Source organism: Frigoribacterium sp. CF331 (genome assembly GCF_057787905.1).
This window is the reverse complement of sequence record NZ_CM173545.1, coordinates 2,052,844-2,073,827: the sequence shown is the minus strand read 5'-3', so window position 1 is coordinate 2,073,827 and position 20,984 is coordinate 2,052,844. Positions and strand designations below refer to the sequence as shown.

Below are 20,984 nucleotides of genomic sequence, written 5' to 3'. Positions count from 1 at the left end.
GCGGTGGGTCGCGGTACCGGACCACGACCCACCGCCCGGCCCGACGGGAAGAGCCGTCGGGCGACCGGGCCTTCTCAGGAGCCCGGGGATCTCACGCCGCCTACCGGGGCGTCACCGTGACGGAGTCGAGCTCGGCGAAGCCGGTCCCGCCCGCGAAGCCGGGCGAGCCCTTCGCCAGTCGCACGACGTTGAACCCGGCCTTGAGGGTGACCGGCGTCGACACCGAGCCGAAGGTCGCCCAGGCACCCGTGCTCGGGTACGACAGCGTCGAGAACGCTCCGCCGTTGGAGGCGAGGCCCTGCGTCGACGTGGCCGCGCCTCCGTTCGCGTAGCGCACGCCGAGCGTGTAGGCCCCCGCGGTCGGCACCTCGACGGTGAAGTCGACGTAGCTCTGGCTGCGCATGTCGGCCTGACCGTCGATGCGCCCCACGTACGAGCCGTTCGACGCGGCGGACGACGAGAGGATGCGCGCGTTCACGACGGTCGCGTTCTCGGCCTCGTACGTCTGCTGGTACGACGTCGTCGGGCCGCCGACCGGCGTGACGACGAGCTGGTAGGCCTGACGCTCGTCCATGCCCGTCACCGGGATGTCGACCGTCCCGTTCGTCACCGCGAGGGTCCTCGTCGACAGGGTCGTCGGTGCCGCGACCTGGGTGGTGCGACCGCTGCCCGGGGTCGACGAGAGGACCACGCGGACGCTGCTGCCGAAGCCCTGAAGCCCGGTCATGCGGACCGCGTCGTCGCCGTAGTCGCCGCCGAACACGGTGTTCACGACCTTGCGGGTCGAGTCGAGCGACGCGATGCCGTCGAGGTCACCCGAGGCGGTGACCGGCAGCATCGTGCCGCTCATCTCGCCGTACCACTTGTACATCCAGTACGAGGCGGTGGGCTTGCCCTGGTACAGCAGGCCGTTCATGGTGCCGGACTCGTACCAGTAGGCACGCTCGGCGTCCCGCACGCCGGTCCGCTCGAACTGCGAGATGTAGTGCAGCGCGGCACTGGGCACGTCGACCTGGTCGGTCCAGGCGTACTCGTTGATCGAGATCGGTCGGGGCGAGATGCCGAGCGAGCGCTCGATGGCGCGGTAGTCCGCCACGTGCTCGTCGATCTGCTGCCAGCCCTGCGACAGCTCGTGCCAGACCATGACGTCGGGCAGCGTGTTCGTCGCCTTGGCGTTCTCGAGGAACGATCGGATGAAGCTCGGGTTGTAGATGGTCGTGCCGGGGCCGACGATCGGCGTCACCGCGTCCTTCGCGCGGATGGCCCGGTAGGTGCGGGTCCAGCCGTCGTTGTAGGGGCCCGCCTTCTGGGTGTCCCAGGTGCCGTCGGGTTCGTTCCAGATCTCCCAGCCGTTGATGCCGGTGGTCGACGTGGCCGCCAGACGGGCGTCGACCATGGCGTCCACCTTGCCCAGCCAGTCGTCCCAGCTCACCCACTTGTACGGGAAGTCGGGGTAGACGTCGGGCATGCGGACGTACTGCTGCCCGCCCGTGTCGACCACGCTCGACGCCACCTTGAGGGCGTCGCCGGTGGGGGTGGTCGCCCCGTTGCCCAGCTGCTGGACGCCGGGGGCCGGCTGCGTGTGCTGCTTGAGTCGCAGCGGCCGCAGCACGGCGGGGTCGGGCACGGTGTTCGTGGCGAAGCCGTAGAGCCCGCCCGCGGCCACGTGGGTGACGGGCCGCAGGCTCGACCCGGCGTCGACGACGAGCGTGTTGCCCCCGGCCGACGCGGGCGCCACCCCGAAGGCGACGCTCCCGGCGACCAGGCCGACGGTGATCGCGCCGGCCAGTGTTCGTGTGATCCTCATCCGAAGCTCCCTTGCATGGATGTCGGTGTCCGGCATCCGATCGGGTGCCGGTCGCGCGCCAGCGGCGCGACGTCTTCGTGGGCTCTCGTGCTCAGCCCTGGTGCGCCTCCTCGGCGACGGGCAGCCAGACGCGCATGGTCGAGGGCCCGCGGTTGGCCCAGGTCGCGTAGGGCACGAGCCCGACGGGACCGAGCGGGCGCCGGTCCGCGCCGCCGGGACCGTACGGCCAGGCGCCCACGGCGTCGGTGTTCCGCGACACCGTGACGGTCGCCCCGCGGTCCGTCGTCACGGGGTCGACCGTGGTGTCGACGGCCACGTCGTTGACGTCGCCGTCCGGCAGGTCGGTCGACTCGAGTGCCATCACCAACGGTCCGCGCTGGACGGCGACCTGTCCGCGCACCGCGTCGATGCGCGGGTCGGGGGTCACCCAGCGCGCCTCGACCGGGAACTCCACCGTGACGACGTCACCCGCCCGGAACGCCCGGCGCACCGTCGTCGCGCGTCCCGTCCGGGTCGACGGGGTCGCGTCCGGGCCACCGACCACGGCGGACCCCGCCCACGACGGGATGCGCAGGTCGAGGTCGACCTCGCGCCCGGCGTCGCCGCGCCACGTGACGGTGACGCCGCCGGCGTACGGGTAGCCGCTGCGCACCGAGACCGCGACGGGCGTCCCGTCGGCCAGGGTCGTGTCGACGTCGTAGTCGCCGTACTGGTGCAGCTGCAGGCCGTCCGCCGTGGTCGTCGCGAAGGTCGACTCGACGCTGGCGAGGGTCCTGGCGACGTTCGTCGGGCAGCACGACACCTCGAACCACGGTGCCCGCAGGCTCGACAGGGCGCGGGCGTTCAGCTCGTCCTCGTCGGGGGCGACGCCGTCGGTGCGCTGGTGCAGCGTGTTCGTGTAGAAGAACGCCCGGCCGTCCTCGCGCGGCGACGCCATCACGGCGTTCAGCAGCGTGCGCTCGATGAGGTCGGCGTACCGCGGGTCGCCGTCCTGCAGCAGCAGGCGCCACGACAGCATGTTCGAGGCGATGCCGGCGCAGGTCTCGGCGTAGGCGCGGTCGGGCGGCAGCTCGAAGTCGGCACCGAACGCCTCGTCCTGGTGGTGCGAGCCCATGCCACCCGTGACGTGGGTGCGCCGCGCGACGGTGGCCTCCCACTGGCGGCGGACGGCGTCGGCGAGCTCGTCGTCGCCGGTCTCGACGGCCACGTCGAGGGCGCCGGCCGCGAGGTAGAGGGCCCGGACGGCGTGACCTCGCAGCACGTCCGCGTCGCGCACCGGCACGTCGTCCTGGAAGTACTCCTGGCCGTACTCGATCGGTGCGAGCAGACCGTGGCCACGGCGCTCGACGAACAGCCGGGCGAGCTCGACGTACCGGGGTTCGTCGAGCGCCCTGCCGAGCTCGACGAGGGCGACCTCGATCTCGGGGTGGCCGCAGACCGCCACCCGCCCCTCGGGGCCGAAGGCCTCCCAGAGATGGTCGGCGAGCCGACGCGCGACGTCGACCAGAGCGCTCTCGACGCCCGTGCGGGCGGCGGCCACGGCGGCCTGGATCAGGTGCCCGAAGCAGTAGAGCTCGTGACCCCACTCGAGGTTCGAGTACCGGGCGGGCTGCCACGGTCGCCCGAAGCTCGTGTGCAGGTAGCCGTCGTCCTCCTGCGCCGAGGCGACCCGGTACACCAGGCGGTCGTAGCGCGCGGCGAGGTCGTCGTCGTGCGACCGGCCGAGCTCCCAGGCCATGCCCTCGAGCAGCTTGTAGACCTCGCTGTCGACGAACTCGATGCCCGCGTGCTCCCACCCGACCTCGTGCGACGCGGCCCGGTCGAAGTTGCCGGTCCAGCCGATGCGCTCCATCCAGTCCTCGCAGTGGCGCAGCACGACGTCGGCGTTGAGGCGTTGCTTCTCGCCCCAGTATCCGCCGGTGAGTCGGATCTCGGAGGCGTCGAGCGGCCTGAGGGCGGACCGGCTGGGCGAGACGGGCCCGGCGAAGGTCGCCGTCGAGGGGTGGGTGGTGGTCACGGGCGTGCTCCTCGGAAGGTGGGTGGTGGTCATGTCGGGTCAGTCCTTGACGGCACCGGCGGTGACGCCGGCGGCCACGTAGCGCTGGGCGACCACGAGCAGGACGGTGGCGGGGATCGACGCGACGACGGCGGTCGCCATGATCGAGTTCCACTCCTGGTTGTTGTTGCCGATGTAGCGGTAGATGCCGAGGGTGATGGTCTGCGCCGACCCGCCGCTGTTCAGCGTCGACGAGAAGACGAAGTCCGACCACGCCCAGAGGAACGCGAAGAGCCCGACGGTGACGGCCGAGTTGCGGCTGACCGGCAGCACCACCGAGACGAAGGTGCGCCACGCGCTCGCACCGTCGAGCTTGGCGGCGCTCATCAGCTCGTCCGGGATGCCGCTCATGAAGGCCGTGAAGATCAGCACGCCGAACGGCACCGCAAGCGTCGAGTCGGCGATCACGAGCCCCCACCACTGGTTGAGGATGCCGAGGTTGAGGTAGATCGCGTAGAAGCCCATGGCCATGATGACCTGGGGGATCATCTGCGCGACCAGGAGGACGAAGCTGAGCGCGCCTCCCCCTCTGGGCCGCAGCTTGGCCAGCGAATAGGCGGCCGGAGCCGACAGCGCGATCGTCACGACGACGGTGCCGAGGCCGACGAGCAGGCTGGTGCCGAGGTAGGGCAGCTGTTCCGACACGACGGCGGCGTAGCCCTCGAGGGTCGGGTTCGTCGGGAACCACGACGGCGGGCTCTGCCGCATCTGGGCGGTCGGCGTCAATGAGACGTTGATCATCCAGTAGATCGGGAACAGCATGATCGCCGTGAACACGACGCCGAGGACGGTCGTGGCCAGGCTGCGCCGGCCGGCACGACGCGAGGAGGCGCGGCGCGCGTCCGATCGCGGTGCCGCCGCTCGAGGGATGACGGTCATGACTGGTTCTGCTTCCTCTGCACGCGCAGGTAGACGAATCCGCAGACGAGGGCCATCACGATCAGCAGGTTGCCGACGGCCGCGGCGGGACCGAAGTCGGGCAGCGTGGAGCCGAAGCCCAGCTGGTACGACCAGATGGCGAAGGTCGTCGAGGCGTCGCCCGGACCACCGCGGGTCATGATCCAGATGATGTCGAAGACCTTCAGCGTGTAGACCAGGCCGAGCAGGATGGTGATGGCCGACACCGGGCGCAGCAGCGGGAAAGTGATGCGCCAGAACTTCTGCCAGGCGCCGGCCCCGTCGAGCGACGCGGCCTCGTAGAGGTCGGCCGAGATGTTCTGCAGCCCGCTGTAGAGGATCACCAGGTTGAACGGGATGCCGATCCAGATGTTGGCCACGATCACGCTGGTCAGTGCCCACTGCGGCGAGGTGAGCCAGTTCACCTGGCTGCCGCCGAGGGTCTCGATCACCGAGTTCACGACGCCGCTCTCGCTGTTGAGCATCCACGACCAGGTCGACGCGCTCACGATGAGGGGCAGCAGCCACGGCACCAGGAAGAGCGCCCGGAGCGTGGACGACAACGGGAAGCGCTGGAAGAAGAACACGGCGAGGGCCATGCCGATCGAGAACTGGAAGGCGATGGACACCCCGGTGAACAGCAGGGTGTTCGTCAGGGCCGGGCCGAAGGTGGGGCTGGTGACCACGTCGGTGAAGTTGTCGAGCCCGATGAACGGGGCCGTGCCGTCGATGAACGACCGCACCGTGTAGTCGCGGACGGACAGGTCGAGGTTGCGGATCAACGGGTAGGCGTAGAAGACGGCCAGGTAGGTCACGACCGGCGCGATGAACGCCCAGGCGGTCAGTTGGCTCGCGTCGGGGCGACGGCGACGGCGCGGGGGGCCGGACGTGCCGGGCGGGACGTGCGTCCCGCCCGGCCGCCCCTCGGACACGGCCTCACGACGTTCCAGGGTGTCGGTGCTCATGGTTCTGCTCTCTCCGGGTGGTGTCGTCGGAAGCCGGCCTGCGAGGGGTGGATCGCTCAGTTCGTGGCGGACTCGGCGGCCTGCTGGGCCTCGTCGAGCGCCTCCTGTGGCGAGGCCGAGCCGCTGAGGCTGTTCTGCACGGCCTTCCAGAGCTGCTCCGAGATCTTCGGGTACTTCGTGCCGAGGTCGTCGCTCGTGCGACCCTTGGCGTCGCCGACGGCGGTCACCCACGGTTCGAGGTCGGGGTCGGCCTGCACCTGCTGCTCTTGCGCGTCCTTCGTCGGCGCGACGTACGACAGGGTCGTGTCGGTCGCGACGAGGTTGTCGGTGCTGGTCAGGCACGACTGGATCTTCTCGCTGACGGCGTAGCGGGCGTCGTCGTCCTGGACGGGGACCGTCAGGACTTCGCCCCCCGTCGGGGCCGGCGCCGCGCCTCCGTCCTTCGCCGGGATCGAGATGATGCCGTAGTCGATGCCGGACTCCTTGACGCCGGCGAGCTGCCACGTGCCGTTCTCGCCGAAGGCGAAGTCGCCGGTGAGGAACTCCTGCCAACTCGTGGTCTGCGTGTTGCCGATGACCGAGTCGGGCGCGTAGCCCTGGTCGACCCAGTCGGTCCACAGGCTGAGCGCCGAGACGGCGTCGCTCGACGAGAGGTCGGTCAGCTCGGCACCCGAACCCCAGTACCAGGGCAGGAACTGGAAGCTGCCCTCTTCGGTGCCGATGCCCGAGAACGTGATGCCCTTCCCGCCCGCGGCCGTGACCTTCTCGAGCGCCGAGGTCAGGCTGTCCCAGTCGGTGATCGACGTGGGGTCGACGCCGGCCGCGTCGAGGACGGATTTGTTGTAGTACAGCGCCAGGGTGTTGGCGCCGATCGGCACCCCGTAGGTCTTGCCGTCGATCTGGCCGGCCGCCAGGATGTTCGGCTCGACGTCGGTCGTGTCGGCGCCGGTCTCGTCGGTGTCGGTGAGCAGGCCCGCCTCGGCGAGGGTCGAGACGACGGGGTTGTCGACGAGCAGCAGGTCGGGCGAGTTGCCCTGCTGCCCGGCGAGCAGGGCCTTGCTCGTCAGGTCGGACGTGTCGTAGCCGGTGCGGTCGACGGTCACGCCGGCCTCGGTGCCGCACGCCTGCACGAGCTTCGCCCAGTCGGACGAGTCGTCGAACTGGGGGTACGGGTCCCAGAAGGTGTACGTGCCCGAGGCGGCGGACGTGCTGCCACCCGACCCCGAACCGCCGGCGCAGCCGGTGAGTGCGAGGGACGCGGCGGCGATGCCGACGACGGCGACGGCCGTCCTTCTGCTGCGGATGAACGAGATCACAGGGATTCCTCTCTGAATGCTGCGGGTTCCTCGCCCAGAGAGCGTCGTGCGATGCAGGTGCACGACCGTCTCGTCGTCGAGAACTTGGAACCGAAACCGGTTTCGGGTTGAAAGCTACATTCGGCACAGTTGCTTGTCAACACGTTCGTGAACTATTTTCGCTACATGGGTACAGGCAGCGGCGGACGGGGTACGGGGGCACCCGTCACGCTCGCCGACGTGGCGCGCGCCGCCGGCGTCTCGGTCGCGACCGCCTCGAAGGCGCTCAACGGGCGGGCGCAGGTGCGCGAGAGCACGCGCGTCAAGGTGCAAGAGGCGGCGGCCGCCCTCTCGTTCACCCCGAACTTCTTCGCCCAGGCGCTCAACTCGCAACGGACCGGCACGATCGGCATGGTCACCAGCGACCTCGACAACCGCTTCGTGCTGCCGGTGCTGCTCGGCGCCGAGGACGCGTTCGGCTCGGGGTCGCTCTCGGTGCTGCTGGCCGACGCGCGCGACGACGCCCTGCGCGAGCAGCTGCACCTGCAGAACCTGCTCACCCGACGCGTCGACGGCCTGCTGATCGTGGGGCGCACCACCAACCCCCGGCCGCCCGTCCCCCTGGCGTCGGACGTGCCGGTGGTCTACGTCTACGCGCCGTCGACCGACCCCGCCGACGCGTCGTTCACGCCCGACAACGTGCAGGCCGGCCGCCTCGCGGCCGAGCACCTCATCGCCAAGGGGCGTCGTCGCATCGCCCTGGTCAACGGCGAGTCGTCGTACGCCGCGTCACGCGACCGGGCGGCGGGGGTCGTGGCGGCCACGCAGGCGGCCGGGCTCGAGCTCGTCGGCGGTGCGGCCCTCTACGGGCAGTGGGGCGAGGCCTGGGGGCGGGACTGCGCGCGCCTCCTCGTCCGCGGCGACGAGACGGTCGACGCCGTCATCGCCGGCAGCGACCACATCGCGCGAGGGGTGCTCGACGCACTGCGCGACGAGGGCCGCTCGGTGCCCGACGACGTCGCCGTCATCGGCTTCGACAACTGGGACGTCCTCGTCCGCGAGTCCCGCCCGACGTTGACCAGCGTCGACATGAACCTCGAGCAGCTCGGCCGGGCGGCCGCCCAGCACCTGGTCGACGCGATCGGCGGCTCGACCTCGGCGGGCGTCACCTACGGCGCGGTCCGGGTGCACGAGCGCGAGTCGACCGGCTGACGCGCTGCTCGTCGGCACGACGACATGATGCACGACGACGAACCCCGTTCACGAAGGCGAACCCCGTTTTCTCGGGGTTCATCGTCGTGAACGGGGTTCGACGGCGCAGGAGGCGCGGGTCGGCAGCCGGCGGAGGCGCGGGTCGGCAGCCCCCCGAGCCCCCGGCCCGGGCGTCAGTACTTCGCGGACTGCCCGCCGTCGATCGGCACGACCGCCGCGTTGACGTACGTGGCGTCGTCCGAGAGCAGGAACGCCACGACCGAGGCGATCTCGGCGGCTTCGCCGTAGCGCTTGGTCGGGTTGACCTGGATGAACTGCTCGGCGGCGCCCTTGGGGTCGTCGGCGTCGATCTGGCGCATCGAGGCCTCGACCATGGGGGTCCAGATCGCGCCGGGCGCGATCGCGTTGACGCGGATGCCGAACTCGCCGTACTCGACGGCCGAGTTGCGGGTCAGGCCGACGACGCCGTGCTTGGCGGCGGCGTAACCCGACTGGTTGCCGACGCCACGGATGCCACCGACGCTCGCGGTGTTGACCACGGCACCGCCGTCGCCCTGGGCGCGCATGACGCCGAGCACCTTCTCGAGGCCGAGGAACACCCCGCGCAGGTTGATCGACACGACCTTGTCGAACTCGTCGGCGCCGAACCGCTCGGTGAGGTTCTGCCTGCCCTCGATGCCGGCGTTGTTGAAGAACCCGTCGATGCGGCCGAAGCGCTCGACGGTGGCCGAGACGTAGCGGGCCACGTCGTCCTCGCTCGAGACGTCGGCCACGACGGTCAGCACCTCGGCGCCCGCGACGGCCTCGAGCACGGCGGCCTCGGAGTCGGCGAGGCCCTTCTCCGAGACGTCGACGAGGGCGAGCTTCGCCCCCTCGCTCGCGAGGCGGACGGCGGCGGCACGGCCGAGGCCGGACCCCCCGCCGGTGACGAGGACGACCTTGTCGGTGAAACGCTGCATGGGACGGGCTCCGGTTCTCTCGTGTGCGGGGCCCGACACGGCGCCGGGCCAGTCGCCGTGCGACGGTGCACGGTCGGCGGTAACGCTACACGTGTCGCCTTACTGTGCCCTGACCGGGGTCGCCGCACCGCGCCTCCCGCCTGCTCCCCCGCAGCCCACGATGGACACGGTTCCGAGCCGTGAACCCGAGAGCGACGGGGTGCACGGTTCGGAACCGGGTCCTCGAGCGCAGGAGGCGCGGGTCGGCCACCCGAGGAGGCGCGGCTCAGGCGCCGGCGAGCGCCTCGATCTCGACGCCCACGATGCGCTCGTCGGCGATCGTGACCGGGTACGCCTCGCCCGTGATCCGCACGGCCGCCTCGGTCTCGCGCTCGGCGCACGAGCCGCCGACCCAGAGCTCGACGTCGCCGGGCTCGACGACCCGCCGGTGGTGGCGGTCGGTCAGCGCCAGGCGGGAGGTCGGGACGCGGAAGGCGACCCGCGCCTCCTGGCCGGGCTCGAGGGCGACGCGGGCGTAGCCGAGCAGCTGGGCGACCGGTCGGGTCACCGAGCCGACGACGTCGTGCGCGTAGAGCTGCACGAGGTCGGTGCCGGGGCGGTCGCCGGTGTTGGCGACGGTGACCGACGCGACGAACGAGCCGCCGGCCGGCACGTCGACCGAGTCGACGACCAGGTCGGAGCGGCGCCACGAGGTGTACGACAGGCCGTGGCCGAACGGCAGCACCGGCGTGCTGTCGGCGCTCGTCACCTCGGACGGCCCGCCGAGCACCGGGTGCAGGTACGAGAAGGGCTGCGCCCCGGCCGAGCGCGGCAGCGACACGGGCAGGTGTCCGGACGGCTCGACGCTGCCGGTCAGCACGCCGGCGACGGCGGCGCCGCCCTCCTCCCCCGGGAAGAACGCCTGCACGACGGCCGCGGGAGCGGACGCGCCCGAGATCGCCCAGCCCACGGCGTAGGGCCGGCCCGAGAGCACGACCACGACGGTGGGCGTGCCCGTCGCGACGACGGCCTCGACGAGCTCGCGCTGCACCCCCGGCAGCTCGAGGCTCTCGACGTCGTTGCCCTCGCCCACGGTGCCGCGGCCGAAGAGGCCGGCCCGGTCGCCGACGACGACGATCGCGACCTCCGAGGCGCGGGCGGCCTCGACGGCGGCGGCGATCCGGGACCGGTCGTCGCCCTCGACGTCGCAGCCGCCCTCGACGACGACCTCGGCCGCGGGCAGCTCGGCCCGCAGCGCGTCGGCCACCGTCGGCAGCTCGATGCCGAGCGGCACGCCGGGGTGGTGCGCGAGCACGTGGTTGACGAACGAGTAGCAGCCCATCAGGGCCTCGGCGCTGTCGCCGTTCGGCCCGACGACGGCGATCGACGCGGGAGCCGCACCGACGTCGCCCCCACCCCGGACCAGCGGCAGCACCCCGTCGTTGGTCAGCACGACGACCGACTCGTCGGCCAGTCGGCGCGCCACCGCGCGGTGCTCGGCGGAGTCGAGGTCGATCGAGGTCGGCGGCGGCGTCTCGAACGTCTCGTCGAGCAGGCCAAGGTCCTCTTTCTCGGCGAGGACGCGCAGCACCGCCCGGTCGACGAGCGCCTCGTCGACCTGCCCCGAGCGGACCCGCTCGGCGAGGGGCTCGAGGTAGGCGTCGCCGGTGGGCAGCTCGACGTCGATGCCGGCCTCGAGGGCCAGGGCGGCGGCCTCGCCCCGGTCGGCGGCGACCGCGTGCATCACCTGCAGGAAGGCCACCGAGAAGTAGTCCGACACGACGACCCCGTCGAAGCCCCACCGTCGACGCAGCACGTCGGTGAGGTACGACGGCGTCCCGGCGACGGGCACCCCGTCGATCTCGGCGTACGAGTTCATCACCGAGCGCACGCCCCCGTCGAGGACGGCCATCTCGAACGGCGGGAGCAGGACGTCCTCGACGAAGCGCGGCCCGACCTGCGCCGGGGCGTGGTTGCGACCCGCCGCCGAGGTCGAGTACCCGACGAAGTGCTTGAGCGTCGCGTGGACGCCGGCCGCCTGCAGCCCCGTGACGTAGGCCGTGCCGATCGTGCCGACGACGTAGGGGTCCTCGGCGATGCACTCGTCGACGCGTCCCCAGCGCGGGTCGCGGATCACGTCGAGCACCGGCGCGAGGCCCTGGTGCACGCCGAGGTCGCGCATCGAGCCGCCGATCAGGCGGGCCATGCGCTCGACCAGCTCGGGGTCGAACGACGCCCCCCAGGCCAGCGGCGTCGGGAACGTGGCGGCCTGCCAGGCCGCGAGCCCGGTCAGGCACTCCTCGTGCACCAGCGCGGGGATGCCCAGACGGGTCTCGTCGCGCAGGCGGCGCTGCTCGCGCCACAACCAGGAGGCGCGCTCGGCCGGGTCCACCGGCCGCGTCCCGTAGACCCGCGTCAGGTGGCCGAGCCCGTGGCGGGTGGCCTGCTCGTAGTCGCCCGAGGACGCCATCTCGCCCTGCATCGGGGCCACGTTGTCGGCCCCCTGGTCGACCCACCAGCCCACCAGCTGGGCCAGCTTCTCGTCGAGGGTCATCTCGGCCAGCAGCGACGCCACCCGGTCGGAGGCGCGGGGTTCGCCGACCTCGAGGGCCTGCGGTCGGTGAGCGGTGTCGGTCATGTCGGCTCGCGCCTCCTGGTCTGTGACGGTCGCGGCGTCGGTGGCGGTCATCCCTTGACCGCCCCGGTGAGCCCGCCGACGATGCGGCGTTCGAAGAGGCTGAAGAAGACCAGTGCCGGCAGCATCGACAGGGCCGTGAAGGCCAGCACCCGGGCGGTGTCGACCGAGTACTGCGACGAGAACGCCTGCACGCCGAGGGGCAGCGTGAACGTGGACGGGTCGTTGAGGATGAACAGCGGCAGCAGGTACGAGTTCCAGGCTCCGATGAAGGCGAGGATGCCCACCGTGATCACGCCGGGCAGCGACAGCCTCACCACCATGCGGAAGAAGAAGCCGAGGCGGCTGCAGCCGTCGATGAAGGCGGCCTCCTCGATCTCGTCGGGGATCGCGCGGAGGAAGGGCACGAGGATGATGATCGTCGTCGGCAGGGCGAACGCGATCTGAGGCAGGATCACGCCGGCCAACGAGTTCGTCAGCCCGAGGTCGCGGATCACCAGGTACAGCGGCGTGATGGCCACCGTCATGGGGAACATCAGGCCCGCGGCGAAGAGCGCGTAGAGCACGCCGCGGCCGGCGAACCGGTAGCGGGCGAGCACGTAGCTGGCCGCGAGGCCGAGGGCGACCGTGCCGATCGTGGTGGCGCCCGCCGAGATCAGCGAGTTGCCGACCTGACGCCAGAACGTGCCGCCGGTGAGCACGTCGAGGTAGTTGCCGACCTGCCACGGGCTCGGGAACCCCGACGGGTCCGTGGTGATCTGGGCGTTGGTGCGGAAGCCGCCGATCACGATGAACGCGACGGGCGCGAGCATCGCCACGATGACGACCGCCGCGACCACGTACGCGACGCCGCGGCCGGGGTCGGCGATGCCGCGCCTCCTCCGCCTCGTCGGCCGGGGTGCGGCCGGGACGGCGGCGCCGCCGCGGGGGCGGGCGGGCAGGGTGCTGGCGGTCATCGTTCTTCTCCTGCCGTGGTGGCCGAGGTCGTGACGGCCCCGGCCGTGTCGCGTCGCAGCACGAAGCGCTGGTAGACGAGGGCGACGACGAGCGAGATGAGGAACAGCACGACCGCGACGGCGTTGCCGTAGCCGTAGCTGCCCGAGGTGCGACCGTTGGCCACCATGTAGGTCGCCATGGTCGAGGTGCCGGCGGTGGCCGCGATGTACTGGCCCCAGATGATGTAGACGAGGTCGAACAGCTGCAGCGAGCCGATGATCGACAGGAAGGCCCAGATGCGCAGGGTCGGTCCGAGCAGCGGCAGCGTGATGCGGCGCTGGATCTGCCACCAGCTCGCGCCGTCGATGGCCGCGGCCTCGCTGAGCTCCTCGGGCACGCCCTGCAGGCCGGCGAGGAAGAGGATGACCGCGAAGCCGACGTACTTCCAGGTGATGATCACCAGCAGGGTCCAGATGGCGATGTTCGGGTCGGCGAGCCAGTCGGTGGCGAACGAGCCGAGGCCGACCTTCGTCAGCAGGTCGTTGACGGCGCCGCTGCCCTGCAGCATGAGGCTCCAGCCCGTGCCGACGACGACCTCGCTGATGACGTACGGCACGAAGATCAGCACGCGGATCAGCGACTGTCCCCGCAGCTTGCGGTTGAGCAGCAGCGCCAGGCCGATGGCGACCGGGCCCTGCAGCACGAGCGACAGCACGACGATGGTCGCGTTGTGCCGCAGCGCGTCGAGGAAGGAGGGGTCCTGGAAGATCGTGACGTAGTTGCGGAACCCGACGAAGTCGGTCGGCGGGCCGAAGCCCTGCCAGCTGAAGAAGCCGTAGTAGGCGGCCATCACGATGGGGAACACCACGAAGGCCAGGAACACCACGAGGGCGGGTCCGACCAGCAGGGCGATCTCGAGGGCGCGGGCGCCACGCCCCTTCCGGGACACGGCCCGGGAGGCCGCCGGGGGCGACGCGACTGCGTCGCCCCCGGCGGTGGCGTGAGCCCGCGACGGTGCGGCGGGCCGCACGGCGGGTTCGCGGAGGCTCACGACGGGGCCTACGCCTTCTTGGCGGCGGCGTCGACGGCGTCGACGAACTGCTGCGGCGTGCCGTCGCCGGACAGCAGGTCGACCACGGCGACGTTCATCGCGTTGCCGACGTTCAGGCCGTAGACGGTGTCGAGCCACTGCGAGACGAACGGGGCGTCGTTGTAGGCGCTGAGCACGTCCTGCAGGTAGGGCTCGGTGACCGACTCCTGGGCGACCGTGTTCACGGGGGGCGCGTTGAAGGCCTTGTAGTAGGCCGTCTGCACGTCGGGGGTCGCCAGGTAGTTCAGGAAGTCGACGCACGAGTCGGGGGCACCGGCCGAGCACGAGTACCCGTCGACGCCGCCCATGATGGCACCGGCCTCGCCGTCACCGCCGTCGACGGCGGGGAAGGGGAACCAGCCCAGGTCGGGCAGGGGCTGAGCGTCGGGCGTGAGCGACGCGATGACGCCCGGGTCCCACGCGCCCATCAGTTCCATGCCGGCCTGGTGGTTGGCGATCAAGCCGGCCGAGCTGCCGGCGCCCTGCTGGGCGGCCGTCGTGAGGAACCCGTCGTTGAACGGCTCGGTGTCGCGGAAGTCGGCGAGGTCCTGGGCGGCCTTGACCCAGCAGTCGTCGCTGAAGTCACGGTCGGCCGCGGCCTGCTCGAGCACGTCCGAGCTGCACGAACGCAGCGCGAAGAAGAAGTACCAGTGGGCGGCCGGCCAGGCGTCCTTGCCGCCCAGGGCGACGGGCGAGACACCCGAGCCCTTGAGCGCGGTGACGGCCTGGTCGAGCTCGTCCATCGTCTTCGGGGCCTCGGTGATGCCGGCCGCGTCGAAGAGGTCCTGGCTGTACCAGAACCCGCCGGGCAGCACGGCGACGGGCATCGAGTAGACCTTGCCGTCGATCGAGCCGGACCCGAAGGTGCCCTCGCTGATGTCCTTCTTGGCGTCGGCCGAGATGACGTCGGTGATGTCCTTCACCTGGCCGGCCGCGACCATGGCCTGCAGCTTGCCACCGCCACGCTGCAGGAACACGTCGGGCGCGTCGCCCGAGTTGAGGGCGGTCTGCAGCTTGCCGTCGAAGTCCTCGTTCTGCACGGTCTGGACGTCGATCTTCACGTCCGGGTTGGCCTTCTCGAAGTCGGCCGCGGTGGCCGTCCAGAAGTCCTGGCCGGGGCCGGTCGTCGAGTTCTGCCAGAGGGTGAGCGTGCCGTCGTCGGCCCCGCCCCCCGCCCCGCCGCTGCAGCCGGTCAGCAGTCCCGCTCCGATCAGCAGGGCCGCAGACCCGGCCAGGAGCCGTCGAGATGTGGTCATGGTTCCACCTTTTCCTCTTCGTTGAGCGGCCGTGGTCGACCGAGCGTGCCGTGCTCCGATGCGCGGCGTGGAGTCAGTGTGAAAAATCGCGGGACGGGTGTCAAACGTTTTCGAAAACCATTTCGGTCGGCGCTAGGCTGCCGACGTGATGACGCCCCGAGTGACGATCCACGACGTGGCACGGGCGGCCGGGGTCTCGGTTGCGACCGTGTCGAAGGCCGTGAACGGCCGCTACGGCGTCTCGGCGCAGGCGGTCGAGCGGGTGATGGCCGCCGTCGACGAGCTCGGCTACGAGTCGAGTCTCGTCGCCAGCAGCATGCGGGCCCGGCGCACGGGCGTGATCGGCGTGCTCGTGGCCGACTTCGAGCCGTTCAGCTCGGAGGTGCTGAAGGGCGTCGGCGCGGCCGTCCGCTCACGGGGGGCCGAGTACGACCTGCTGGCCTACAGCGGCGCGCACCGCGGCGAGAACACCGGGTGGGAGCGCCGCTCGCTCAGCCGCCTGAGCGGCACGCTGATCGACGGGGCGATCCTCGTCACGCCGTCGGTGCTGACCACGACCGTCAGCATCCCCGTGGTGGCCGTCGACCCGCACACCGGGCGGACCGACCTGCCCTCGGTCGAGGCCGACAGTCGCGGCGGCGCCCTGCTCGCGGTCGAGCACCTGATCGGCCTGGGCCACCGTCGCATCGGCTTCCTGGCCGGGCGCCCCGACCTCCGCTCGGCGTCGTTGCGCGAGGCGGGCTACGTGCAGGCGCTGCGGGCGGCCCGCATCACCCGTGACCCCGGCCTGACCCGCAACGGCGACTTCGAGCTCACCGCCTCGCGACAGGCGGCTCGTTCGCTGCTGACCACCGCCGAGCGGCCGACCGCGGTCTTCGCCGCCAACGACCTCTCGGCCATCGCCCTGCTGCGCACCGCCCTCGACCTCGGCCTGCGCGTCCCCGACGACCTCAGCATCGTCGGCTTCGACGACATCCCCGAGGCCTCGCGCGAGTCACCGCCGCTGACCACCGTCCAGCAACCGATGCAGCGCCTCGGCAGCGCCGCCGCCGGGATGCTGTTCACGATGCTCGACGGAGGGACGCCCCCGACGCCCGAGGTGCAGCTGCCGACGCGGCTCGTGGTGCGCGGCACGACGGGGCCGCCGCGGCGGTGACGTCGGCGTCGTCGACATCGTCTTTACACTTCGGTACGCTCGGACGTACCATTGTGCGCATGGCTGAGGAGAGCGCCGCGGACTACGCCGACAGGAACGGCCTGTCGGTCCGTCGGGTACAAGCCCAGGCGGCACGCGGTGCGCTTCCCGCCCGTCGGGTGGCCGGCCGGTGGCTGATCGACGACTCGCTGGAACACCGGCCGATCGCGCGGCGCGCTCTCGCCCTTCGCATGCGCGCTGCCCTCGCCGCCCGGCTCGAGAACGACGGTGTCGATCTGACGTCCACCGAGAGGGTGCGTCTCGACAAGCACCTCGACGAATTGAGGACAGCCGATCGACCTGCCGATCTCATCTGGGCCTGGTTCCGCCCTCGCCCTCCCCTCCGACTCGACGGACTCGCGAGCGACGTCGCCGATCTGGCGCACGACGAGCGCATCGTTCCCTCCGGGATCAGCGATTCCCGTTCCGGGATCGCCGCCGTCGGGGTGCTCGAGGCGCACGTCGGTGAGGACGACCTCGAGACCGTCCTCGACGACTTCGTCCTCGAGCCGTCCGACCGGCCGACCGTCTTGTTCCACGTCGACGCCGTCCGACCGCGCCGCCCCGTGCCGCTCGACCTGCTCCTCTCCGATCTCGCACAGAGCCCGGGGCCCCGCGAGAGGGCACAAGTCGGTCGGCTCATCGCGGAGCACCTGTCGTGACCGTCGTCGCACCCGCCATGACCGAAGCCCAGGCCGCAGCCTGGCATGCACTCTTCGCGGTCCATCGTCGGCTGCCGACCGACTGGTGTCTTGTCGGCGGCCAGATGGTGCACTCGCTGTGCTGGGAGAACGGCATCACCGCTTCCCGGCCGACCGAGGACGCCGACGCGGCACTCGACGTCCGCGCCCACCCTCAGATGCTGTGGGACTTCACGAGCGCTCTCCGCGACCTGGGCTACGCACCCGACGGCGAGTCCTGGACGGGCCACCACCACCGCTGGGTGAAGGGGCGAGCTCAGGTCGACATCGTGGTCCCCCGGTTCCTGGGCCGACGAGCCGATGGACGACGAGGCGTGTCGGGCGGGACGACCATCGCCTCGGCCGGCGCCCAGGGCGCCCTGAACAGGGCCGAACCGGTGCAGCTCGAGGTGGCCGGCGTCGTCGGGACCGTGCTGAGGCCGACCCTGCAAGGCGCCTTGTTCGCCAAGGCAGCCGCCCTCGTCAACGACGACCCGAATCCGGATCGTCATCTCCTCGACATCGCCCTGCTCGGCACGGCCGTGGGCAGGACGGTCCGTCTCGGAGACGGGGCGAGCGACCTCGAGAAACGAAGGTTGCTGACGGCCCTGGATCGGCTCGATCGTCGCCCAGCCCTCACCGCCGGCATCGACCGAGGCCCGGGCGTCACAAGACGCCTCCGCCTGGCGCTCGACCGCGCCTGAGCCCCCGCAGACCCCGGTGTCGCCCTTGACACCAGAGCCCCGTGTCGGAAGTCCGGGCTCCCGACGGTGCCAGCGGTTCGGGCCGCTGACGGCGTGCCACGGCGGGTCGGGCACGGGGTGCCCTAGGCGGCACCCGGGCATGTCTTCGGAGCCACCCGCCTCCCCCGTTTGGGTGTCGTCGCGACGGAGTCCGGGGGCCGTCGTCGCAGTCGAGACGGAGACGCAGGAGGCGCGGGTCGCCCGACCCGCGCCTCCTGCGTCCTCGAGGCCGTCAGGCCCGAACCGTCAGGCCCGACCTCTCAAGCCCGACCTCTCAGGCCCAGAGGAACGGCACCACGAACAAAAGCAGCGTGACGACCGGCCCGATGACGACCATCGACAGGCCCCACCGGGTGAGGTGCCGGTAGAGGCGGGGGCGCTCGTCCTCGACGCCCGAGGCGACGATGGTGGCTCCGGTCGTGCCGAACGGTGCGCAGTCGACGAGCGAGGCCGAGATCGCCAGGGCGTAGATGAAGCCGGTCATCTCGAGCCCGCCGCCGGGCACGAGCAGCGGCACGGCGAGGGGGATGAGCGCGCCGAGGATGCCGATGGTCGAGGCGAAGGCCGACACGAGACCCGCGATGACGCAGATGACGAACGCGGCGAGCAGCGGCGACGAGACCGACCGGGCGACCTCGCCGAGCTGGTCGATCGCACCGAGTCGCGTCAGGACGCCGACGTAGGTGATGATGCCGCCGAGCAGCAGGATCGTGTTCCAGTCGACGCGGGCCAGCGAGGCGCGGCCGACGTCGGGCTTCACGAAGGCGAGGAAGACCGCGAGCGTCAGGGCCACCGCGCCGAGGTTCAGGTCGACGTCGAGCAGCGTGATGGTGAAGAAGCCGACGATCAGCACGGGGATGCTCACCAGCACGACGACCTGGTACGCGCCGAGACGGGTGGTGGTGGCCTGCTCGGTCACGACGGCGGTGCCACCCCGACCGCTCCGACCGACGACGCCGCCGCCGGCACCGGTGCCCGTGCCGCCGACCCCGCCGGCCGACGACGCCGCCCGGGCGGCGCCCGCAGCACGGGTGCGGGCGATCAGCTCGCGTCCGCCGAAGAGGAAGAACGCGACGAGCACGACGAGCGTGTTGATGCCGACCGAGAGCCCGAACATCAGGCCCGGGTTGTACGCGATGCCCGACGCCCGCGCCACGGTCATGACCGTGATGCCGTTGATGCTCGTCGGGGCGAGGGCGCCACCGACGATGGCCGAACTCATGACGATGCCCATCATCGTCGAGTGGATCTTGTGCTTGTGGGCCAGGCTCATCGCGATCGGCACGATCGTGAACGCGGCGTGCGACGTGCCGAGGCAGGCGACGAGGGTGCCGATGACGAACATCGCCCACGGGATGAGCGCGACGCGGTCGCCGATCAGCCCGACCGAGCGATCGACGAGCCAGTCGACCACCCCGGTCTCGCGGGCGATGCCGAACAGGTAGGTGATGCCGAGCAGGATCAGCAGGGCGTCGACCGGGAACCCGCCGAGGACGTCGTCGAGGCTCTCGCCCACGACGAGCACGCCGACGAGCAGGGCGGCGACGAGCGCCAGGGCCCCCATGTGCACGTTGCGGATCGCCGAGAGGGCGAAGACGGCCACGAGGACGACCAGGGCGACGAGCTCGACGCTCACGAGGTCGCCGCCGGGGTCGGGTCGGTCGGGTCGGGGGTGTAGGGCATCGTCGTCGATCTCCTGGTTCGGGGTCTGGCGGGGTCGGGGGAGGGGGGGAAGAGCAGAGGAGGCGCGGGTCGGCGATCCGGGAGGTCAGCGACCCAGCGCGAGCCCGGCCCGGTAGGCGGCCAGCGCCGCCTCGGGCACGTCGGCGAGGTCGTCCAGTCGGACGAGCGCACCATGGGCGACGTCGGCCACGAGCCGTGCACCGCCGAGCAGGTAGTAGGGGGCGACGCCGGCGTCGTCGGGGTCGACGATCACGGGGGCGACGCCCGCGATCTCGTGGTGGTGCCCCTCGACGCGGAAGTCGGTGCCGGCCGACAGCGCACCGGTGGCGCGGGCGGCGAGGACGGTGTGCTGGCGGGGCTCGGGCAGGCGGGAGGTCCCGTCGACGGCCGCGGCGACGGTCAGCGGGGTCTCGACGCCCATGAAGTGGTACGGCCAGTAGATGCAGGCGTGACGGCCGTCGCGACTGACGACGTGGCCCTTGCCGCGCAGCGTCTCCCACGTGACGGGGTCGCCGGTGCGGACGATCACGAACACGCCACCGGCGAAGCTCGCCTCGCCCGGCAGGCGGAGCATCGAGAACACGTCGACGACGCCGGTGCGCCCGAGCAGGCCGCCGTCCTCGCGTGCCGTGTAGAGGTCGGCGAGCTCGTCGGGACGGGCGACGGGGTAGTGCATGGCCTCGACGTCGGCACGGGCGCCCGTGTAGAGCGACACGACGGCCATCTCGCACGAGTCCGCGGCCGCGGCGCGCTTCAGGCCGGCCACGGCGGCGGAGCGTGCCTCGACGGTGGCGACCGGGTCGTCGCCCAGGTCGAGCAACGACGCGAGGGCCGGCGCGTCGACGGTCGTGCCCGCCTGGTCGACGACGCCCGTGGCGGGGTCGAAGGCGAGGTCGTACTCGCCCGACTTGCCGAGGGCCACGACGTCGAAACCGCACTCGAGCACCCACGCGACCAGGCGCAGCAGGTTCGCGGGCTGGTCGCCGTCACCCGGCAGGTAGCGCAGGCCGGCGGCGCGGGCCTTCGCGCTCAGGGCGACGCCGGCGACCGACTCGACCTCCTTGCTGACCATCACCACGTGGACGCCGTGGTCGAGTGCGGTGTCGGCGTAGGCGTGACCGGCCTCGATGCGACCGGTGGCCTCGACGAGCACGTCGACGCCGTCCCAGTCGACGGCGGTGGCGTCGGCGATCACGGCGACCGACCCGGCAGCGACGGCGTCGGCGGTGGCCGCCGACGAGGTCGGCGTCGCCACCGACGCGCGGGGCACCCCCAGGTCGTCGAGCATCGCCGTCACACCCGCGACGTCCGGGTCGACGAGCTGCGTGGCCGTCATGTCGGGCAGACGGCGCAGCTGGTCGAGCAGCGTCCGGCCGTACCCGCCGTTGGCACCGGTCAGGAGGACCCGGATCGGAGTCGCGCGAGTCGTCGTCGAGTGGAGGATCACCGTTGTTCCCGTTCGTTCAAGAGCCCGGCAGCGGCCCGGGCGAGCATGGCAACTGTAGCGAGACTTACCAAATTGTCAAACATCCCACCAAATAGTCACATAGACTGGTCGCGCCCTCGGCGGCGCACCGTCGACGTCCCCGAGCCCTC

General features: G+C 71.6%; 16 protein-coding genes. 4 read left to right on the top strand and 12 right to left on the bottom strand.

Features of this window, described 5'->3' with window-relative positions; all coding sequences use genetic code 11:
* Positions 1-100 precede the first annotated feature (100 nt).
* The 5 genes from AC3CCI_RS09640 to AC3CCI_RS09620 all read right to left on the bottom strand — a co-directional run bounded on the left by AC3CCI_RS09640 (position 101) and on the right by AC3CCI_RS09620 (position 7,041).
* Positions 101-1,807 (bottom strand): carbohydrate-binding protein, encoded by a 1,707-nt coding sequence (locus tag AC3CCI_RS09640; protein ID WP_488627017.1) that lies wholly within the window; start codon positions 1,805-1,807, stop codon positions 101-103.
* A 91-nt stretch (positions 1,808-1,898) separates the two neighbouring features.
* Positions 1,899-3,824, bottom strand: coding sequence for a glycoside hydrolase family 127 protein (locus AC3CCI_RS09635; protein ID WP_488627016.1), 1,926 nt, complete (start codon positions 3,822-3,824; stop codon positions 1,899-1,901).
* A gap of 39 nt (positions 3,825-3,863) precedes the next feature.
* Positions 3,864-4,742: a carbohydrate ABC transporter permease gene (locus tag AC3CCI_RS09630; RefSeq protein ID WP_488627015.1), complete on the bottom strand. Its 879-nt coding sequence runs from the start codon at positions 4,740-4,742 to the stop codon at positions 3,864-3,866.
* Entirely contained in the window at positions 4,739-5,725 is a 987-nt protein-coding gene (locus tag AC3CCI_RS09625) for a carbohydrate ABC transporter permease (protein WP_488627014.1), read from the bottom strand. The genes AC3CCI_RS09630 and AC3CCI_RS09625 overlap by 4 nt, the downstream gene beginning before the upstream one ends.
* Positions 5,726-5,781: 56 nt before the next feature.
* Positions 5,782-7,041, bottom strand: a complete 1,260-nt coding sequence (locus tag AC3CCI_RS09620; protein ID WP_488627013.1) for a sugar ABC transporter substrate-binding protein — start codon at positions 7,039-7,041, stop codon at positions 5,782-5,784.
* 165 nt (positions 7,042-7,206) lie between these two features.
* Between AC3CCI_RS09620 and AC3CCI_RS09615 the strand changes: the two genes are divergently transcribed.
* A complete protein-coding gene (locus tag AC3CCI_RS09615; RefSeq protein WP_488627012.1) occupies positions 7,207-8,232 on the top strand; it encodes a LacI family DNA-binding transcriptional regulator in 1,026 nt (341 codons plus the stop codon).
* Positions 8,233-8,405: 173 nt separating this feature from the next.
* On the opposite strand, the gene AC3CCI_RS09610 is transcribed toward AC3CCI_RS09615, so the two are convergent.
* The 5 genes from AC3CCI_RS09610 to AC3CCI_RS09590 all read right to left on the bottom strand — a co-directional run bounded on the left by AC3CCI_RS09610 (position 8,406) and on the right by AC3CCI_RS09590 (position 15,087).
* Positions 8,406-9,191 carry an SDR family oxidoreductase gene (locus AC3CCI_RS09610; protein ID WP_354594553.1) on the bottom strand — a complete coding sequence of 262 codons (786 nt, stop codon included), beginning with the start codon at positions 9,189-9,191 and terminating at the stop codon, positions 8,406-8,408.
* A 265-nt stretch (positions 9,192-9,456) separates the two neighbouring features.
* The gene (locus tag AC3CCI_RS09605; RefSeq protein ID WP_488627011.1) at positions 9,457-11,808 is read right to left on the bottom strand and encodes a beta-xylosidase/alpha-l-arabinosidase; all 2,352 of its coding nucleotides are present in this window, start codon (positions 11,806-11,808) and stop codon (positions 9,457-9,459) included.
* 47 nt (positions 11,809-11,855) lie between these two features.
* Positions 11,856-12,761 (bottom strand): carbohydrate ABC transporter permease, encoded by a 906-nt coding sequence (locus tag AC3CCI_RS09600; RefSeq protein WP_354594555.1) that lies wholly within the window; start codon positions 12,759-12,761, stop codon positions 11,856-11,858.
* Positions 12,758-13,792, bottom strand: coding sequence for a carbohydrate ABC transporter permease (locus AC3CCI_RS09595; protein WP_488627010.1), 1,035 nt, complete (start codon positions 13,790-13,792; stop codon positions 12,758-12,760). Before AC3CCI_RS09595 ends, AC3CCI_RS09600 begins: the two co-directional genes overlap by 4 nt.
* An 8-nt stretch (positions 13,793-13,800) precedes the next feature.
* Complete coding sequence (locus AC3CCI_RS09590; protein ID WP_488627009.1) at positions 13,801-15,087, bottom strand: ABC transporter substrate-binding protein; 1,287 nt, start codon at positions 15,085-15,087, stop codon at positions 13,801-13,803.
* Positions 15,088-15,235: 148 nt separating this feature from the next.
* Between AC3CCI_RS09590 and AC3CCI_RS09585 the strand changes: the two genes are divergently transcribed.
* The 3 genes from AC3CCI_RS09585 to AC3CCI_RS09575 are packed head-to-tail and all read left to right on the top strand — an operon-like array spanning position 15,236 to position 17,666.
* A complete protein-coding gene (locus AC3CCI_RS09585) occupies positions 15,236-16,243 on the top strand; it encodes a LacI family DNA-binding transcriptional regulator (RefSeq protein ID WP_488628681.1) in 1,008 nt (335 codons plus the stop codon).
* Positions 16,240-16,944: a hypothetical protein gene (locus AC3CCI_RS09580; protein ID WP_488627008.1), complete on the top strand. Its 705-nt coding sequence runs from the start codon at positions 16,240-16,242 to the stop codon at positions 16,942-16,944. Before AC3CCI_RS09585 ends, AC3CCI_RS09580 begins: the two co-directional genes overlap by 4 nt.
* On the top strand, positions 16,941-17,666 hold the full coding sequence (locus AC3CCI_RS09575; RefSeq protein ID WP_488627007.1) for a hypothetical protein: 726 nt from the start codon (positions 16,941-16,943) through the stop codon (positions 17,664-17,666). The genes AC3CCI_RS09580 and AC3CCI_RS09575 overlap by 4 nt, the downstream gene beginning before the upstream one ends.
* Positions 17,667-17,979: 313 nt before the next feature.
* Here AC3CCI_RS09575 and AC3CCI_RS09570 read toward each other — a convergent pair whose 3' ends face one another.
* Entirely contained in the window at positions 17,980-19,341 is a 1,362-nt protein-coding gene (locus tag AC3CCI_RS09570) for an SLC13 family permease (protein WP_488627006.1), read from the bottom strand.
* Positions 19,342-19,473: 132 nt separating this feature from the next.
* Entirely contained in the window at positions 19,474-20,835 is a 1,362-nt protein-coding gene (locus AC3CCI_RS09565; RefSeq protein WP_488627005.1) for a homoserine dehydrogenase, read from the bottom strand.
* Between the last annotated feature and the right edge of the window lie 149 nt (positions 20,836-20,984).

Bases quoted from the DNA above. Each gene is read 5' to 3' on its own strand.
- AC3CCI_RS09610 (WP_354594553.1), bottom strand. From the start codon at position 9,191: ATGCAGCGTTTCACCGACAAGGTCGTCCTCGTCACCGGCGGGGGGTCC.
- AC3CCI_RS09625 (WP_488627014.1), bottom strand. From the start codon at position 5,725: ATGAGCACCGACACCCTGGAACGTCGTGAGGCCGTGTCCGAGGGGCGG.
- AC3CCI_RS09585 (WP_488628681.1), top strand. From the start codon at position 15,236: ATGACGCCCCGAGTGACGATCCACGACGTGGCACGGGCGGCCGGGGTC.
- AC3CCI_RS09605 (WP_488627011.1), bottom strand. From the start codon at position 11,808: ATGACCGACACCGCTCACCGACCGCAGGCCCTCGAGGTCGGCGAACCC.
- AC3CCI_RS09600 (WP_354594555.1), bottom strand. From the start codon at position 12,761: ATGACCGCCAGCACCCTGCCCGCCCGCCCCCGCGGCGGCGCCGCCGTC.
- AC3CCI_RS09630 (WP_488627015.1), bottom strand. From the start codon at position 4,742: ATGACCGTCATCCCTCGAGCGGCGGCACCGCGATCGGACGCGCGCCGC.
- AC3CCI_RS09590 (WP_488627009.1), bottom strand. From the start codon at position 15,087: ATGACCACATCTCGACGGCTCCTGGCCGGGTCTGCGGCCCTGCTGATC.
- AC3CCI_RS09640 (WP_488627017.1), bottom strand. From the start codon at position 1,807: ATGAGGATCACACGAACACTGGCCGGCGCGATCACCGTCGGCCTGGTC.
- AC3CCI_RS09615 (WP_488627012.1), top strand. From the start codon at position 7,207: ATGGGTACAGGCAGCGGCGGACGGGGTACGGGGGCACCCGTCACGCTC.